We start from the raw sequence: 13,293 nt of genomic DNA, 5'->3' as shown, positions 1-13,293 counted from the left end.
CCAGGTGCGCGCCGAATGCGTCTTCCCGGACCGCCCGTCAGGCGACGGCGCCGTCGGTCCAGGCCCGGCTGAGGATCTCGTCGACGGTCTCGTCCACCGTCTGCCGCGAGGTGTCCAGCCACAGTCCGATGTCCCGGGGCGTGCCGGCCCGCAGCAGCTGGTCCAGGTCCCGCACGCTCCAGTCCGGTCCGTACGCCGTCTTGGGGCGGGACGCCTCGCGCGCTTCGACCGCCGCCGGACCGGGGAGCAGCACGACGACCGCGAGCGGCCTGGTCTTGATGAATCCGGTCATCCCGGCGAGGTATTCGCCGAGGAGGATGTCCTGCGCGATGACGGTGAAGCCGGCCTGCGCATACTCGTCGGCGCAGTGCGCCGTCAGCCGGTAGCGCAGTTCGAGCTGGGCGACGGCGGGCTCCTCCGCGTCGGGCGTCATGGGGATCTGGCCCCGGACGATGTTGCGGCGGAAGGTGTCACCGCGCAGGTGGACGGAGCGGGGCAAGCGCTCGGCGAGCGCCTGGGCCACCGTGGACTTGCCGGCTGCCTGAATACCGGTGATCACTACGACGCCGCCGTCGTTCCACGGCCCCTGCGGGGTCACTCGTCCGGGAGTGTGTGCGGTCATGGTGCGGGCGCTGCCTTTCTGCTGGGCGCTGGTCGGAAGGGGGCCTGCGATCCGAGTACGGACAGATCGTCGCCCGGTCGGCCGCACGGATTGTTGGGCTGGGGCCGATCCGGGTACCTGGCCCTGGGGCCGGCCTTCCGGGGCAGCCCGAGCCCGCGTTCACGGGGCGCACGGACGAGAGAACGGACGATCCCCACGCCGCATACTCCCCACCCGCAAACAAACCCCCACCCCGCATACTCCCAAACCCCGAACCCCAGGGAGCCGCTGTGAAGTTCGGTGTGTCGACCTTCCTCACCGACCAGGGCATCGCGCCCGCCGCGCTGGGGCGCGCCGTCGAGGAGCGAGGACTCGACTCCCTGCTCATCGCCGAGCACACCCACATCCCGGTGGACCGCCGCTCGCCCTACCCGGGCGGCGGCGAGCTGCCGAAGATCTACTACCGCACCCTCGACCCGTTCGTCGCGCTCAGCGCGGCCGCCGCGGTGACCGAACAAATTCTGCTGGGTACCGGCATCGCCCTGGTGGTCCAGCGGGACCCGCTCATCACGGCCAAGGAGGTGGCCTCGCTGGACCTCGTCTCCAACGGGCGGGCCGTCTTCGGGGTCGGTGTCGGCTGGAACCGGGAGGAGATGGCGAACCACGGCACCGACCCGCGCACCCGCGGCCGTCTCGTGGATGAGCGGCTGCGGGCCATGCGCGAGCTGTGGACGCGGGAAAAGGCCGAATTCCACGGGGAGTTCGTCGACTTCGACCCGGTCTACTCCTGGCCGAAGCCGGTTCAGCGGCCGCACCCGCCGGTCTACGTGGGCGGCGGCGAGGCGGCCTTCGACCGGGTGGCCGCCCTGGGGGACGCCTGGCTCGCCAACAGCCTGCCGCCCCAGGAACTGGGGCCGAAGATCGACCGGCTGCGCAGCATCGCGGGCCGCAACGTACCGGTGACCGTTTACGCGGTGGCGAACGAGCCGGAGATCATCGAGCAGTACACCCAGCTCGATGTGGAGCGCCTGCTGTTCTACCTTCCGACGTTGCCGGAGCCCGAGACCCTCTCGTATCTGGACCGGTTCTCCGACACCGCGGCCCGCTTCCGGTGAGCGGCCGGGTGCCGCGGCGTCCGCACGGCCGGGGGCCGCAGTGCCGAGGATGACCGGCGAGCGGGCCCGGGAGTGCTTCACCCGGGCCCGGATCGCCCGCCTCGCCACGCTCGACGACACCGGCCGCCCGCATCTCGTTCCCGCGGTCTTCGCGCTGACCGGCGACACCCTGGTCTTCGCCGTGGACCACAAACCGAAGCGCTCGGCTCACCTCAAGCGGCTGGCCAACATCCGCGCCCACCCCGAGGTCTGTCTCCTCGTCGACGGCTATGACGAGGACTGGGACCGCCTGTGGTGGGCGCGCGCCGACGGCACGGCCGCCGTCCTGCCACCGGCCGAGCGGGCGGCGGTGTCCGCGCACTACGTGGATCTGCTGACGCGCAAGTACCGGCAGTACGCCGACCGCTCCCCGTACGGCCCCGTGGTGGAGATCCAGGTGGCCCGCTGGTCCGGCTGGCACGCAACCTGACCGCTCGGGGCCGGTCCGGTGGGCCGGGAGCGAAGGCCCGCTCCCACCCACCGGACACCCGCGGGTGTCAGGCGCCGATCACGCCGGACTTCGCGATGACGACATCGGCCTTGGTGGCGCCGCTGTGCGAACCGAGCGATTCGATCTTCCGGACGACATCCATGCCTTCGGTGACCTCACCGAACACGACGTGCTTGTTGTCGAGCCAGTCGGTGACGATGGTGGTGATGAAGAACTGCGAGCCGTTGGTGTTCGGGCCGGCGTTGGCCATCGAGAGCTGACCGGGCTTGGTGTGCTTGAGCTGGAAGTTCTCATCCGCGAACTTCTCACCGTAGATGCTCTTGCCACCGGTCCCGTTGCCGGCGGTGAAGTCGCCTCCCTGGAGCATGAAGTCGGGGATCACGCGGTGGAAGCCGGATCCCTCGTAGCCGTAGCCGTGCTGGCCGGTGGCGAGCTCGCGGAAGTTCCTCGCGGTCTTGGGGACCACGTCGTCGAAGAGCGTGAAGACGATCCGGCCGGCCGGGTCGCCGTTGATGGTGATGTCGAAGAACACGTCGTTGTTACTCATGCCGTAATCCTCACATCCGCCGATCTCGGGTCGTCACCCAGCCCCGGTTTGCGGGCACGGAGGGAAGCGCCCCCCTGCTCCACCCCCTCACACCTTGATCATCTCAGCCGGACTCCGCTCCTCGGGCAGCACCGCCTCGCCGCCGCGCTCGGCAGCGCTCCGGTAGGCGAACCAGGGCAGGAAGAACTGGGTGACCGGACCGACCGCGAGCGCGTACAGCACGGTGCCCACCCCCACGCTCCCACCGAGCAGCCGGCCCACCACCAGCACGACGATCTCGATGAGCGTGCGGACCAGCCGGATCGAGCGCCCGGTCACGGCGGACGCACCGGTCATCAGCCCGTCCCGGGGCCCGGGGCCGAAGCGCGCGCCGACGTAGACGGCGACGGACAGCCCATTGAGGACGACACCACCGACGAGCAGACCGGCCCGGGCAGGGAGCCCGAGGTGCTGGGGCAGGAGCCGGAGACCGAGGTCGGATGCGTACGCCAGAACGACGATGTTGGCGACGGTGCCGAACGTCGGCCGCTGCTTGAGGGGGATCCACCACAACAGCACCAGCACACCCAGGACGGCGCTGATCATGCCGAAGCTCAGCGGGGTGTGGCGCTCCAGCCCCTGGTACAGAACGCTCCAGGGGTTGACGCCCAACGAGGCCCTGACCAGGACCGAGAGGCTGAACCCGTACAGAGCGAGGCCGACGAGCAGTTGGGGAAGACGGCGCAGCGGACGTTCACCGAACGGGACATAGGTGAGCGGGGGCGGTGCGGGGCGCGTACGGGACATGAGCCGGGCCGCCCCGGTGCCCGGCACGGCCCTCGCGAGGCGCTCCCCACCACGGCGCCGACGTTGACGCTCCTGACGTTCCGTACGGTCCTGCTCCATACCGGTCCCCTCCACGGGTGCGCTCCACGCACGCTCACTGCGCTCCACGCACGCTCACTGCGCTGCACGCACGCTCACTGCGCTGCATGTGCCTTGCTGCATGTACCTCAAGGCCAATGCGGCGAGTCTGTAGAGTGATTGGTCCGGTAAACACGGCCAATCCGGGGAGGGTGGTATGGCGGAAGCGCATCCGTTCCGGCCGGTGGACAGGGCGGATCGCACCCGACGGACCCTGGGGAGCCGGCAGCTCGCCGCGATGCTGCCCGACCCGTTGGGGACGCGGCCCGCCTACCGCCACCTGGCTCGGGCGATCAGCGCGCTCATCCTGGACGGCCGTATCGCGCTGCACGTCAAACTCCCCGCCGAACGGGAACTGGCCACGGCCCTCCACACCAGCAGGGCCACCATCACCGCCGTGTACGACCTGCTCCGCGAGAGCGGCTACGCCCACAGCCGCCAGGGCTCCGGCACCTGGACGGCCCTGCCCGACGGCCGGGCTCCCCACGGCGTCACCCGTCTCCTCGGACCCCGGGACACCGCGATCGACCTGGCCAGAGCCGCCCCCGGACTCTCGCAACAGACGCTCACCGAGGCGCTCTCCTGGATCGCCCCGCAACTGGCCGAGCATGTCCACACACCCGGCTACCACCCCTACGGCCTGCCGGAACTGCGCGCCACCATCGCCGAACGCTTCACCCGGCGGGGACTGGCCACCGTGCCCGAACAGATCCTGGTGACCTCCGGCGCTCAGCACGCACTCACCCTCGTCCTGGGGCTGCTGTGCCGGCCCGGCGACCGGGTCATGACCGAGAACCCGTCCTACCCGAACGCCCTGGAGGCAATGCGCCGCGGCCGGCTGCGCACCGTGTCGGTCCCGGTGACCGACACCGGCTGGGACATCGAGATCATCGAATCGACGCTGCGTCAGGTGGTGCCACAACTCGCCTACCTGATACCGGACTTCCACAACCCGACCGGCTGCCTCATGCCCGAGGACGAGCGGGCCCGCACCCTGCGTGCCGCGCAACGCTCCGGCACCTGGCTGGTCATCGACGAGACCCTGGCCGACCTCGCCCTCGACGTCCCCGCCCCACCGCCCTTCGCCACCCACGCCACACCCGACCGAACCGGCCAGGTCATCACCATCGGCTCGATGAGCAAGACCCATTGGGGCGGCCTGCGCATCGGCTGGCTGCGCGCCCCCGCGCGGCTCGTCACCGAACTCGCCGGCCAGCGGGTCGCCACCGACATGGGCGGCTCGGTCCTGGACCAACTGCTGGCCCTCACCCTGCTGGCACAGGCAGACGATCTGTTGCCGCCCCGCCTGGAACAGCTGCGTCGCCGGCGCACCGCCCTGGCCGCGGCGCTCACCGCACACCTCCCGCAGTGGACCTGGCACCTGCCGCCCGGCGGCCTGTCCCTCTGGGCCGACCTCGGCGAACCCGTCGCCTCCGCGCTGGCCGAGCGGGCGCTGGACTACGGCGTGCGCATCGAGGGCGGCACCCACTTCGCCACCGACCCCGGCCTCTTCGAACAGCGCCTCCGCATCCCGTACACCGTGCCGTCGGACACTCTGCACGAAGCCGTACGACGCATGGCCACCGCCCTCGCCGACGGCCTCCCGCTACCCGCCGGCCACCCGACAACAACCGCACTGGGTCGCCTGAGACGGACCGTGCTGGCCGGTGCGCTTTCACCGTGCCCGGCGCCCCTCAATGCGGCTTGCACCTCACGTAACGGGAGGTCCTACGGTCGCACTCATGAAGATTGTTGTGCATGACACGGCGTCCACCATGCTCGACCTCCTCCAGCATCCGCCGGAGGAGCGGCCCGACGCCTTACGGGAAATGCTCAGTCCGCTCCAGAGCGCGTTGTCCGTGCTGGGAGACGTGGATCTGGTCCAGATGCACCAGGTCAGTGGCTTCCGCCTCGACCGTGAGGACCCGCGCTATGTGCCCGCCCTGCGTCAGATGCAGGACGCGGGGGTGTGGCACCGCATCGAGGAGTCCCTCACCGCCGCGTGGGAGCGGATCGGCGGCGCGGTGCCCGGCATCCAGCACGCCGAGACCGTGCATGTCGTCCTGGTGCTCGGCAACCCCGACGACCACCACCTGACGGTCCGCAGCGCCGGCTACTTCGGTGCGGGCGGTTTCCCGGGTGCGATCCACCTGACGATGTGGCCCACCGAGACCGCCCTGCAGAAGATCGGCCACGCCGCCGCGCACGAGCTCCACCACAATGTGCGCTACGCGAATGTGGTCTGGAACCCGGCGACCGTCACGGTGGGGGAGCACGTCGTCGCCGAGGGGCTGGCCGAGGCATTCGTACGGGAGCTGGCCGGCGAACAGGCCATGGGCCCGTGGTCGAGGGCGCTGACCGGCGCCGGACTGGACAGCGCCTACGAAAGAATCACCGCCGACATCGATGTCGCCGGGATGCAGCACCTGACCGCGTACGTACTGGGCGACGCCACCGCACAGCTCATGGGCCAACAGCCCGTGGGCCTCCCGGACTTCGCCGGTTACGCGGTCGGGCTGCGCATCGTGGACGCCCACTTGGCAGCGACCGGCCTGACCGCCGCCGAGAGCATCGAGCTGCCCGCGCGCGAGATCCTCACCAACGCGGGTGTAGCGACCAGCGCGTAACGGGCCAGGCGGCGACATGAGGGGGCGGGGTGTCTCCGGCTTGTCCAGGGCGCCCCGGCATGCCCCTTTACAGGAACATTCGGTGGCCCCGGCCCCGGATGGGTTACCGGACGGGAACCTCAGATCTCGCGCAAACCTTGCGGTGCGGCGTTGATCCGGCGGTCGAGCGGTGCCAGGGTTTCGGAAATCGCACGTCACCACACAGTGAATACCTGGAGGCCGTATGGCTGTCCGTCGTGCCGCTGTCGCCGCTGCGTCTGCGGCTGCGCTCAGTCTTTCCCTGCTGGCCACCTCCTGCGGTGTCAACGGCACCGCGTCCGCCGCCGAAGCCACGGCCCGGCCGCCGGCGAAGAAGGCCGTGGCCACCGGTAGCGGCGGCGCGGTGTCCAGCGTCAATCCGTACGCCTCCCGGGCCGGGATCGAGGTGCTGCGCAAGGGAGGCAACGCCGTGGACGCGGCGGTGGCAACTGCCGCCGCACTCGGGGTAGTTGAGCCGTACTCCGCGGGAGTGGGAGGCGGCGGCTACCTGGTCTACTACGACGCCAAGGCCAAGAAGGTGCGCACCATCGACGGCCGGGAGACCGCGCCGCGCCGCATGCGCGCGGACTCCTTCCTCGACCGTTCGACCGGCAAGCCCCTCCCCACCGGTGAAGTGATCAACTCTGGTCTGTCGGTCGGCATCCCGGGCACGCCGGCGACGTGGGACAAGGCGCTCAAGGACTGGGGCACGGTCCCCCTGGCGAAGGCCCTGCGCCCGGCCACCCGGATCGCCCGCGACGGCTTCGTGGTCAACGACGAGTTCCGCGCGCAGACGGAGATGAACGAGAAGCGCTTCCGCGACTTCAAGTCCACCACCGACCTGTTCCTGCCCAAGGGCAAGCTTCCGGAGGTCGGCTCGCGCTTCCGCAATCCCGATCTCGCCCGGACGTATCGCGAGCTCGCCCGTGAAGGTGTCGGCGCGCTCTACCACGGGGACGTCGGGCGCGATGTGGTGCGGACCGTCCAGAAGCCGCCGATGGCTGCCGGCGCCTCGCACAAGGCCCGCCCCGGCCTCATGAAGGCGCAGGACCTCGCCGACTACAAGCCCCTGCGCAGGGAGCCGACCCGGACCACGTATCACGGGCTGGACGTCTACTCCATGGCACCGTCCTCGTCCGGCGGCACCACGGTGGGCGAGGCGCTGAACATCCTGGAGAACTTCCACCTTTCGAAGGCCGACAAGACCCAGGCGCTGCACCACTACCTGGAGGCCAGCCGGATCTCCTTCGCCGACCGCAACCGTTGGGTGGGCGACCCGGCGTTCTCGGACGTGCCCACCAAGGAGCTGCTCGGCAAGGACTTCGCCAAGGACCGGTCCTGCCTGATCCGTTCCGACAAGGCACTGACCAGCCCGCTTGCCCCCGCCGACCCGCGCCACCCCGGCTCGGGCTGCGCTCACAAGACCGGCAGCAAGCAGCCGCACGAAGGGCCTTCGACCACTCATCTGGTGACCGCGGACCGCTGGGGCAACGTCGTCTCCTACACCTTGACGATCGAGCAGACCGGCGGCTCGGCCATCACCGTGCCCGGACGAGGCTTCCTGCTCAACAACGAGCTGACCGACTTCGACTTCGCCCCGCTCACCAAGGGGACGCCGGACCCGAACCTCCCGGGCCCCGGCAAGCGCCCGCGCAGCAGCATGTCACCGACGATCGTCCTGCGGGACGGCAAGCCGATGATCGCGGTGGGTTCACCGGGCGGTGCCACGATCATCACCACGGTGCTCCAGACCCTGGTCAACCGTCTGGATCTCGGTATGCCGCTCCCGGCGGCGGTCGCCGCCCCGCGCCTCTCACAGCGCAACCAGACCGCGACCGAAGCCGAACCGGACTTCCTCTCCTCGCCCGAACGGAAGAAGCTGGACGGCATGGGCCACCGCTTCGTCCTCGCCCCGAAGGCCTTCACCCCGTCACCGGAGATCGGGGCAGTGGCCGCCCTGGAATTCCTGCCGCACGGCAAGCTCTCGGCGGTCGCCGAACCCAAGCGCCGTGGCGGGGGATCGGCCATGGTGCTGAAGGAATCCCACTGAGGCCGGTGCCGTGCAGGCCGCCGAATGAAGGGCCATGACTGATGCCCTTCCGGTTCCAGTAAGACCGTCCCCCTCCGGGCATGACCCGGAGGGGGACTCGTCTTTGCGGGTGGGGCATCGCGGGCGGGTCTTTCGCATCACTGCTATACGGTGCGCCGGGTGCGGTGGTCTGTAGTGCGGCCGATGGAGGACGTGATGGGTGAATCGGTGGGATCGGCGGGATCGGCGGGATCGGCGGGCGCGGGGGAGCTGCAACGGCGGCTGGGGGTGCCTGACGCCGTGGTGATCGGCTTGGGGTCGATGATCGGCGCGGGGGTCTTCGCGGCCCTCGCTCCCGCCGCCGCAGCGGCGGGTTCCGCACTGCTCCTGGGGCTGGCGCTCGCGGCGGTGGTCGCCTTCTGCAATGCCACCTCCTCGGCCCGGCTCGCTGCCCGCTACCCGGCCTCCGGCGGCACCTACGTCTACGGCCGGGAACGGCTCGGCGACTTCTGGGGCTACCTCGCGGGCTGGGCCTTCATCGTCGGCAAGACCGCCTCCTGCGCGGCGATGGCCCTGACCGTCGGCTCGTATGTGTGGCCCGGCCAGGCCCATGCGGTCGCCGTCGCGGCGGTGGTGGCGCTGACCGCCGTGAACTACGGCGGCGTGCAGAAGTCCGCCTGGCTCACCCGGACGATCGTGGCAGTGGTCCTCGCCGTACTCGCCGCCGTGGTGTGCACCGCCCTCACCTCCGACCAGGCGGACCCCGTACGGCTGGACCTCGGCGACGATGCCTCCCTCGCCGGCGTACTCCAGGCCGCGGGCCTGCTGTTCTTCGCCTTCGCCGGATACGCACGCATCGCCACCCTCGGCGAGGAGGTCCGCGACCCCAGCCGGACCATTCCCCGCGCCGTCCCGCTCGCCCTGGGGATCACGCTGATCGTCTACGCGGCGGTCGCCGTCGCCGCCCTGCTGGTACTGGGCCCACAGCAGTTGGCGCAGGCCCCGGCCCCGCTGTCGGACGCCGTACGGGCCGCCGGCGCCGACTGGCTGGCGCCCGCCGTACGGGCCGGCGCCGCCATCGCTGCCCTCGGCTCCCTCCTCGCGCTGATCCTCGGCGTCTCCCGCACCACCCTGGCCATGGCCCGCGACCGGCATTTGCCCCACGCGCTGGCGGCGGTCCACCCGAAGTTCAAGGTGCCGCATCGCGCCGAGCTCGTCGTCGGCGCCGTCGTGGCGGCACTCGCGGCGACGGCGGACGTGCGCGGGGCCATCGGCTTCTCCTCCTTCGGCGTACTGGCCTACTACGCCGTCGCCAACGCCTCCGCCTGGACGCTTCCTCCCACCGAAGGGGGCCCACCGCGCCTCATCCCGGTGGTCGGCCTGGCCAGCTGCCTCGCCCTGGCATTCGCCCTGCCGCTGACGTCGGTGCTCTCGGGCACCGCGGTCCTGATCTGCGGCGCCGCCGCGTATGGCGTCCGGCGCAGGCTCCGCGCCCGCGGGCAACGAGGCTCATGAGAAGGCGTGAGTCCGGCTCCACTGCTCCGGCCGGTCCTCAGTACGTGAACCGTCGGTGGGACCTTGCTGAGGCACTACGCCCCGGCCGCCAGGCAAGCACTCTCACAGTGCCCTCGTCATGAACGAACTGTTCGGGTCGGGCCGGTAGTCCGCGAAGGGGCCGCAGTACTGGAACCCGAACTTCTCGTACAGCCTTCGGGCGGGCAGAAAGAACGCAGCGGCACCGGTCTCCAGGCTCAGCCTTGTGAAGCCCATGCCTTGAGCCGCAGCGATGATGTGCTCCAGCAGCTGTGAGGCGACTCCACTCCGCTGCCGCGCCGGCCTGGTACGCATCGACTTCAGCTCCGCATGGCCCGCGTCCAGTCTCTTGATCGCGCCGCAGCCCACCAGGCTGTCACTGTCCGAGGCCGACCAGAAGGTGATGTCGGGCTTCCGGAGGCTGTCGAGGTCCAGGGCGTGCTTACTCTCCAACGGCGTGCGGGACCGCATCTGCTGGACGTGTTCTTCGAGAAAACCGGCGATCTCCGGGCCGGAGAGATCGTCCACCACGATCTTCAACGTGCTCACTTTTCTTCCGCTCCTGCTTGTCACGGGGGTGCTGCGTTACGTCGGCTGTCGCACGCCCCTGCCGGCGTCCTGGCGTCCTGGCGTCTTGGTGTCTTGGCGTGCGGGCGGGCTGCGTGACGACACTATGTCGATCTTGAAGGCCGGACCAGAGTCATTGGCCTCTCGCAGTGGGCAGCACCGGCACGGGCGGACTACCTGAACGTGACCCGCTGTCAGCCCTGCGCGCCTACGATGTCGCGGATGAACTCTCTGTCCATAGACACCACGTCCGTGAGCTTTGCCCTGGGCCAAGTTTTAGGCGTTCTGCTTGTCGTCGGTGGCGTCATGAAGCTGGTCTGGCGCCTGTCCGGCCCTTGGAGACGCGTCTCCGTTCCCCCGCGCCCGCTGCCCGCCGTGCAGCTCGCCCAACTGCGTGCCAGGCGGCGCAACATCGTCGTGGGCGTGCTGGCCCTGATCACCCTTGGGGGAGTGGCGGCAGCAGCCTCCTCGTACCACCCCGAGCCGCGAGCCGCCGATACAGACACCGCACGCTCCCACAAGGAGCCATCGGACCCTCCTGCGGGTACGGATCACGCCCTGCCGAAGCGCACCATCGTCGCGCCCCAGAGGGTGGCGGACTATCAGCTGATGTCGCATCAGAAGACGGCGCCGTACGCGATGCCGACCGCGAAGCCTCCGGCTCGATACAAGCGCTGGTTCTACGACTACACGCTGGACGGCGAGCCCGATGCTGTCCTGGCCATCGACACCGTGGAGTGGGACCCCGAGCTCGCTGCGCAGAAGCGCCGGGACTCGCTCACCCAGGAGTTGCGCAATTTCTTCGCCGGGGTGCAGGCAAGGGAGGTGACCTCGTTCCCAGCCGGCCCGTCGGGCGGCCGACTGAGCTGCGGCTATACGAACACCGAGCACGGCGAGGCGACCGTCTGCGCATGGAGCGACGCCGCCACCCTCGGTTTCCTGACCCTGGCAGACGTGGCACGCCTCGACGATGCCGCCCCCATCGCCGTCGCGTTCCGGACGGCTGCCGAACGGCCGTCCTGAGGGCCGGCGCAGGGGAGCACACAACTCCCGGGCCGCGATGCGGGTGCGGCTACCATCTGCGCATGGCTCGCAGGGACAGGACGGCGCGGCGCCTCGTGGTCGACGGGAAGACCTTCCTGTGGTCGCTGAGTCACCACCACCGCGTGCTGGGCAACGGCCGGTACGAGGGCTGCTGCGAAACTCTGGTGATCCGCCTGTTCAGGGCGAGGGGACGGCTGCGCATCTCCTTCGAAGAGGGCCCCGGCAGACTTGTCCCGGACGGGTATCTCATGCACTCCGGGGCGGTCGGCACGACCGAGGGCGGGTTCTTGAACCTGCATGAGCCGGGCACGGCCAGAGCCCTGCTCGACGTGGCTCTGACCAAGGGATGGTGTCCCGACGATCCGGCGACCGCGGAGATGGACGGCTGGACCCTCTTCGGCGCGGTGGCCACACGTCGTGGCGCCTTGCCGCCCGCATGACCTTGGCTGCCGGCCCGTACCGCGATCGCCCGTACCGCGATCGCCCGTACCGCGATCGCCCGTACCGTGGCCGACGTCACGCGCGTTCGAGTCGGATTTCCCAGCCGGACTGACACACGGTCAGAGCTCACCGCACCTGCGCAGCGGCTCCCCCCCCGCATCGGGGTGGGATGCGAGCTGTTGCTTAGCCCACCTGGCCCCATAGCGGTGGCGGAGACGGCGTTGAAGCCGCTTCGTCGTGCTTCCATCTCGCCATGGAGGTGCTCACGTGATGGCCGCAGACTCACCGCACGACAGCAATCCGCAGAAGGGTGCGCCGCGGCGGCGCGTACTGGCCGCAGCCGCCCTGACTCCGATGCTGGCCGGTGCCGCAGCCCCCGCTCGTGCCCTGTCCGCCAGGACGGGCGAGGCGAAGAGCCGCCGGCTGGTCCAGCCCGTTACCACCACCTTGTCGGACTGGGAGGAGGTGGCCCACGCGCTCGGGCGAAAAGGCGACATGAAGCGAAAGCTGATGTATCACACAGCGCTGCCACGCCACGACCTCCGGGTGCGCTCGCACGGCATCCAGGTCAAACCGGCGCTCGCTCTCGGCTCGCATGTGTCCTTCGTCCGGTACGCCGACAAGAGCACGCTGTTGATGGGCGACGTGGTGGTCACCGAGCGGGAAATGCAGACGTTCACCGATGTCCTGCACAAGCACAAGATCGGGCAGACCGCGATCCACAAGCATCTGCTGTCCCAGACTCCCGACATCTGGTGGATCCACGTCCATGCCCACAGCCACGATGCGGGATCCCTGGCCCGCGGCCTGCGCGCGGCGTTCGACCGTACCGACACCCCGCCCCCGCTCCCGTCCTCCCGGCGGAAGCCCGGCGACCTGGACACCGCCGGTATCGACGCCGCGCTGGGCGTCAAGGGCTCCGTCGACGACGGTATCTACAAGTCCATCTTCGTCCGCCGCGAGACCATCACCGACGGACATCTGGTACTGCCACCGGGCCTGGGCTCGACCAGCGCGTTCAACTTCCAGCCGCTGGGCGGCGGGCGGGCCGCGATCAGCGGCGACTGCGCCATGATCGCAAGCGAGGTCCAGGACGTCCTGGCGGCGCTGCGGTGTGCCGGGGCCCGTCTCGTCGAACTGCACAACCACGGCTTGACGGACGAACCCCGCCTGTTTTTCGTCCACTTCTGGGCCGTAGGCGACGCCGTCAGACTCGCCCGCGCCCTGCGCCCGGCGGTTGCCGCCACCAACGTTGTACCGGCCGGCGGCTGACCTCGCGGGGCCCCTGCGGTCCACGCCTGAGCCTCGCGCCCCACCGCCTACCCGACCGACAGGTCCACCACGCCGCGCCCTTCGCTGACCTTCTCCCACAAGCCGG

Annotated in this window: 13 protein-coding genes; 9 read left to right on the top strand and 4 right to left on the bottom strand. The window is 70.1% G+C overall.

Translation table 11 applies throughout. The annotated features are described in order from the left end of the window. Positions 1–37 precede the first annotated feature (37 nt). Positions 38–622, bottom strand: coding sequence for an AAA family ATPase (locus ACZ4XD_RS24495; protein ID WP_468045334.1), 585 nt, complete (start codon positions 620–622; stop codon positions 38–40). 269 nt (positions 623–891) lie between these two features. Here ACZ4XD_RS24495 and ACZ4XD_RS24490 point away from each other — a divergent pair, with 269 nt between their 5' ends. Together ACZ4XD_RS24490 and ACZ4XD_RS24485 are read left to right on the top strand one after the other, a co-directional pair. Continuing rightward, positions 892–1,716, top strand: a complete 825-nt coding sequence (locus ACZ4XD_RS24490) for an LLM class F420-dependent oxidoreductase (RefSeq protein WP_468045332.1) — start codon at positions 892–894, stop codon at positions 1,714–1,716. Positions 1,717–1,765: 49 nt separating this feature from the next. Continuing rightward, positions 1,766–2,185, top strand: coding sequence for a TIGR03668 family PPOX class F420-dependent oxidoreductase (locus ACZ4XD_RS24485; protein ID WP_468045330.1), 420 nt, complete (start codon positions 1,766–1,768; stop codon positions 2,183–2,185). Between the two features lie 67 nt (positions 2,186–2,252). On the opposite strand, the gene ACZ4XD_RS24480 is transcribed toward ACZ4XD_RS24485, so the two are convergent. After that, positions 2,253–2,753, bottom strand: coding sequence for a peptidylprolyl isomerase (locus ACZ4XD_RS24480; RefSeq protein ID WP_468045328.1), 501 nt, complete (start codon positions 2,751–2,753; stop codon positions 2,253–2,255). Between the two features lie 87 nt (positions 2,754–2,840). Continuing rightward, positions 2,841–3,539, bottom strand: a complete 699-nt coding sequence (gene yczE / locus ACZ4XD_RS24475; protein ID WP_468045458.1) for a membrane protein YczE — start codon at positions 3,537–3,539, stop codon at positions 2,841–2,843. A 274-nt stretch (positions 3,540–3,813) separates the two neighbouring features. Between yczE and yczR the strand changes: the two genes are divergently transcribed. The 4 genes from yczR (at position 3,814) to ACZ4XD_RS24455 (ending at position 9,845) form a co-directional block, all read left to right on the top strand. Continuing rightward, positions 3,814–5,418, top strand: coding sequence for a MocR-like transcription factor YczR (gene yczR / locus ACZ4XD_RS24470; RefSeq protein WP_468045326.1), 1,605 nt, complete (start codon positions 3,814–3,816; stop codon positions 5,416–5,418). After that, on the top strand, positions 5,399–6,283 hold the full coding sequence (locus tag ACZ4XD_RS24465; protein ID WP_468045324.1) for a DUF2268 domain-containing putative Zn-dependent protease: 885 nt from the start codon (positions 5,399–5,401) through the stop codon (positions 6,281–6,283). Before yczR ends, ACZ4XD_RS24465 begins: the two co-directional genes overlap by 20 nt. Before the next feature lie 223 nt (positions 6,284–6,506). Further along, complete coding sequence (ggt, locus tag ACZ4XD_RS24460; RefSeq protein ID WP_468045322.1) at positions 6,507–8,351, top strand: gamma-glutamyltransferase; 1,845 nt, start codon at positions 6,507–6,509, stop codon at positions 8,349–8,351. A 195-nt stretch (positions 8,352–8,546) separates the two neighbouring features. Beyond that, positions 8,547–9,845, top strand: a complete 1,299-nt coding sequence (locus ACZ4XD_RS24455; RefSeq protein WP_468045320.1) for an APC family permease — start codon at positions 8,547–8,549, stop codon at positions 9,843–9,845. Positions 9,846–9,947: 102 nt separating this feature from the next. Here the strand turns inward: ACZ4XD_RS24455 and ACZ4XD_RS24450 are convergent, their stop codons facing one another. Beyond that, the gene (locus tag ACZ4XD_RS24450; RefSeq protein WP_468045456.1) at positions 9,948–10,403 is read right to left on the bottom strand and encodes a GNAT family N-acetyltransferase; all 456 of its coding nucleotides are present in this window, start codon (positions 10,401–10,403) and stop codon (positions 9,948–9,950) included. Between the two features lie 249 nt (positions 10,404–10,652). Between ACZ4XD_RS24450 and ACZ4XD_RS24445 the strand changes: the two genes are divergently transcribed. The 3 genes from ACZ4XD_RS24445 to ACZ4XD_RS24435 all read left to right on the top strand — a co-directional run bounded on the left by ACZ4XD_RS24445 (position 10,653) and on the right by ACZ4XD_RS24435 (position 13,187). Then, a complete protein-coding gene (locus ACZ4XD_RS24445) occupies positions 10,653–11,453 on the top strand; it encodes a hypothetical protein (RefSeq protein WP_468045318.1) in 801 nt (266 codons plus the stop codon). Positions 11,454–11,515: 62 nt separating this feature from the next. After that, complete coding sequence (locus tag ACZ4XD_RS24440) at positions 11,516–11,914, top strand: hypothetical protein (protein WP_468045316.1); 399 nt, start codon at positions 11,516–11,518, stop codon at positions 11,912–11,914. Positions 11,915–12,185: 271 nt separating this feature from the next. Next, entirely contained in the window at positions 12,186–13,187 is a 1,002-nt protein-coding gene (locus tag ACZ4XD_RS24435; RefSeq protein ID WP_468045314.1) for a DUF1259 domain-containing protein, read from the top strand. Positions 13,188–13,293: the final 106 nt, after the last annotated feature.

This window comes from Streptomyces sp. NPDC029466 (assembly GCF_055574515.1).
The sequence above is the reverse complement of the archived record's forward strand: the minus strand, read 5'-3'. Positions and strand labels throughout refer to the sequence as shown.

Coding starts and splice junctions, on each gene's coding strand:
- ACZ4XD_RS24465 (WP_468045324.1), top strand. CDS start 5,399: ATGAAGATTGTTGTGCATGACACGGCGTCCACCATGCTCGACCTCCTC.
- ACZ4XD_RS24485 (WP_468045330.1), top strand. CDS start 1,766: ATGACCGGCGAGCGGGCCCGGGAGTGCTTCACCCGGGCCCGGATCGCC.
- ACZ4XD_RS24445 (WP_468045318.1), top strand. CDS start 10,653: ATGAACTCTCTGTCCATAGACACCACGTCCGTGAGCTTTGCCCTGGGC.
- ACZ4XD_RS24435 (WP_468045314.1), top strand. CDS start 12,186: ATGGCCGCAGACTCACCGCACGACAGCAATCCGCAGAAGGGTGCGCCG.
- ACZ4XD_RS24455 (WP_468045320.1), top strand. CDS start 8,547: ATGGGTGAATCGGTGGGATCGGCGGGATCGGCGGGATCGGCGGGCGCG.
- ACZ4XD_RS24480 (WP_468045328.1), bottom strand. CDS start 2,753: ATGAGTAACAACGACGTGTTCTTCGACATCACCATCAACGGCGACCCG.
- yczE (WP_468045458.1), bottom strand. CDS start 3,539: ATGTCCCGTACGCGCCCCGCACCGCCCCCGCTCACCTATGTCCCGTTC.
- ggt (WP_468045322.1), top strand. CDS start 6,507: ATGGCTGTCCGTCGTGCCGCTGTCGCCGCTGCGTCTGCGGCTGCGCTC.
- ACZ4XD_RS24440 (WP_468045316.1), top strand. CDS start 11,516: ATGGCTCGCAGGGACAGGACGGCGCGGCGCCTCGTGGTCGACGGGAAG.
- yczR (WP_468045326.1), top strand. CDS start 3,814: ATGGCGGAAGCGCATCCGTTCCGGCCGGTGGACAGGGCGGATCGCACC.
- ACZ4XD_RS24495 (WP_468045334.1), bottom strand. CDS start 622: ATGACCGCACACACTCCCGGACGAGTGACCCCGCAGGGGCCGTGGAAC.